General features: G+C 49.0%; 1 rRNA gene. It reads right to left on the bottom strand.

The features are described from left to right. Positions 1 to 139 precede the first annotated feature (139 nt). Positions 140 to 3,030, bottom strand: a 23S ribosomal RNA gene (locus B7C41_RS19820). Positions 3,031 to 3,052 lie beyond the last annotated feature (22 nt).

Here is a 3,052-nt window from a genome sequence, read left to right as displayed (position 1 = left end):
CTATGTCGCTATTGTCGCTAGACAAAAAAGTTAATCTAGAAAGCATTTATAAATACGTTAGTGTCTTATTCAATTCTTTATGTACGTGTCACTCTTGCGAGTGTTGTCAAACTTACCTACAAAACCACTTGGGTGTTGTATGGTTAAGCCTCACGGGTAATTAGTATTGGTTAGCTCAATGCCTCGCAGCACTTCCACACCCAACCTATCAACGTTGTAGTCTCCAACGACCCTTTAGGGAGCTTAAAGCTCCAGTGAGAACTCATCTCAAAGCCTGCTTCCCGCTTAGATGCTTTCAGCGGTTATCAGTTCCGAACGTAGCTACCGGGCAATGCTATTGGCATAACAACCCGAACACCAGCGGTTCGTCCACTCCGGTCCTCTCGTACTAGGAGCAGCCCTCTTCAATTCTCAAACGCCCACGGCAGATAGGGACCGAACTGTCTCACGACGTTCTAAACCCAGCTCGCGTACCACTTTAAATGGCGAACAGCCATACCCTTGGGACCGACTTCAGCCCCAGGATGTGATGAGCCGACATCGAGGTGCCAAACACCGCCGTCGATATGAACTCTTGGGCGGTATCAGCCTGTTATCCCCGGAGTACCTTTTATCCGTTGAGCGATGGCCCTTCCATACAGAACCACCGGATCACTATGACCTACTTTCGTACCTGCTCGACGTGTCTGTCTCGCAGTTAAGCTGGCTTATGCCATTGCACTAACCGTACGATGTCCGACCGTACTTAGCCAACCTTCGTGCTCCTCCGTTACTCTTTGGGAGGAGACCGCCCCAGTCAAACTACCCACCAGACAGTGTCCCCAAGCCCGATTAGGGCCCTAGGTTAGAACATCACGCATACAAGGGTGGTATTTCAAGGTTGGCTCCACCACATCTAGCGACATGGTTTCAAAGCCTCCCACCTATCCTACACATGTAGGAGCAATGTTCACTGTCAAGCTATAGTAAAGGTTCACGGGGTCTTTCCGTCTAGCCGCGGGTATACGGCATCTTAACCGCAATTTCAATTTCACTGAGTCTCGGGTGGAGACAGTGTGGCCATGATTACGCCATTCGTGCAGGTCGGAACTTACCCGACAAGGAATTTCGCTACCTTAGGACCGTTATAGTTACGGCCGCCGTTTACCGGGGCTTCGATCATGAGCTTCGCAGAGCTAACCCAATCAATTAACCTTCCGGCACCGGGCAGGCGTCACACCGTATACGTCATCTTTCGATTTTGCACAGTGCTGTGTTTTTAATAAACAGTTCCAGCCACCTGGTTACTTCGACTCTCATGTGCTTACGGAGCAAGTCCTTCACACTAGAGAGCGTACCTTCTCCCGAAGTTACGGTACTATTTTGCCTAGTTCCTTCACCCGAGTTCTCTCAAGCGCCTTAGTATTCTCTACCTAACCACCTGTGTCGGTTTGGGGTACGGTTCCTATATATCTGAAGCTTAGAAGCTTTTCCTGGAAGCATGGCATCAATGACTTCAACTCCGTAGAGTCTCGTCTCGAGTCTCAGCGTTAACAAAAGTCCGGATTTACCTAAACTTTCCGCCTACATTCTTTCACACGGACTACCAACGCCGTGCTCACCTAGCCTACTCCGTCCCTCCTTCGCAATATATAGAAGTACAGAAATATTAATCTGTTTCCCATCGACTACGCGTTTCCGCCTCGCCTTAGGGGCCGACTTACCCTGCCCTGATTAACATGGGACAGGAAACCTTGGTCTTTCGGCGGGGGAGTTTTTCACTCCCCTTATCGTTACTCATGTCAGCATTCGCACTTCTGATACCTCCAGCATGCTTTACAACACACCTTCAACGGCTTACAGAACGCTCCCCTACCACTTGAACCTAAGTTCAAATCCGCAGCTTCGGTGACTAGTTTAGCCCCGTTACATCTTCCGCGCAGACCGACTCGACTAGTGAGCTATTACGCTTTCTTTAAAGGATGGCTGCTTCTAAGCCAACCTCCTAGCTGTCTATGCCTTTCCACATCGTTTCCCACTTAACTAGTACTTTGGGACCTTAGCTGGCGGTCTGGGTTGTTTCCCTCTTCACAACGGACGTTAGCACCCGTAGTGTGTCTCCCGCATATCACTCATTGGTATTCGGAGTTTGCAAAGGGTTGGTAAGTCGGGATGACCCCCTAGCCTTAACAGTGCTCTACCCCCAATGGTGTTCGTGCGAGGCTCTACCTAAATAGATTTCGGGGAGAACCAGCTATCTCCCGGCTTGATTAGCCTTTCACTCCGACCCACAAGTCATCACCGCATTTTTCAACATACGTGTGTTCGGTCCTCCAGTTGATGTTACTCAACCTTCAACCTGCCCATGGGTAGATCGCCGGGTTTCGGGTCTATACCCTGCAACTAAACGCGCAGTTAACACTCGCTTTCGCTACGGCTCCCCTATTCGGTTAACCTTGCTACAGAATATAAGTCGCTGACCCATTATACAAAAGGTACGCAATCACTAGACTAAATCTAGCTCTCACTGCTTGTACGTATGCGGTTTCAGGTTCTATTTCACTCCCCTCACAGGGGTTCTTTTCGCCTTTCCCTCACGGTACTGGTTCACTATCGGTCAGTTAGGAGTATTTAGCCTTGGAGGATGGTCCCCCCATGTTCAGTCAACGTTTCACGTGTGCCGACCTACTCGATTTCATGATAAGTTTATTTTCGTGTACGGGGCTATCACCCTGTATCGCTCTACTTTCCAGTAGATTCCACTAACTTACAAACCACTTAAGGGCTAATTCCCGTTCGCTCGCCGCTACTAAGGAAATCTCGGTTGATTTCTTTTCCTCGGGGTACTTAGATGTTTCAGTTCTCCCGGTTCGCCTCATTAAGCTATGTATTCACTTAATGATACCCAAGTTACCTTGGGTGGGTTTCCCCATTCGGACATCTTTGGCTATAACGGTTTTTATCACCTCACCAAAGCTTTTCGCAGATTAACACGTCCTTCATCGCCTCTAACTGCCAAGGCATCCACCACATACGCTTAGTCACTTAACCATACAACCCTAAGTAGTCTTTT

The organism is Cognaticolwellia mytili, from assembly GCF_002104475.1.
GTDB lineage: Bacteria > Pseudomonadota > Gammaproteobacteria > Enterobacterales > Alteromonadaceae > Cognaticolwellia > Cognaticolwellia mytili.
Note: the sequence above shows the minus strand (reverse complement) of the source record. Positions and strands in the feature narration are given on the sequence as shown.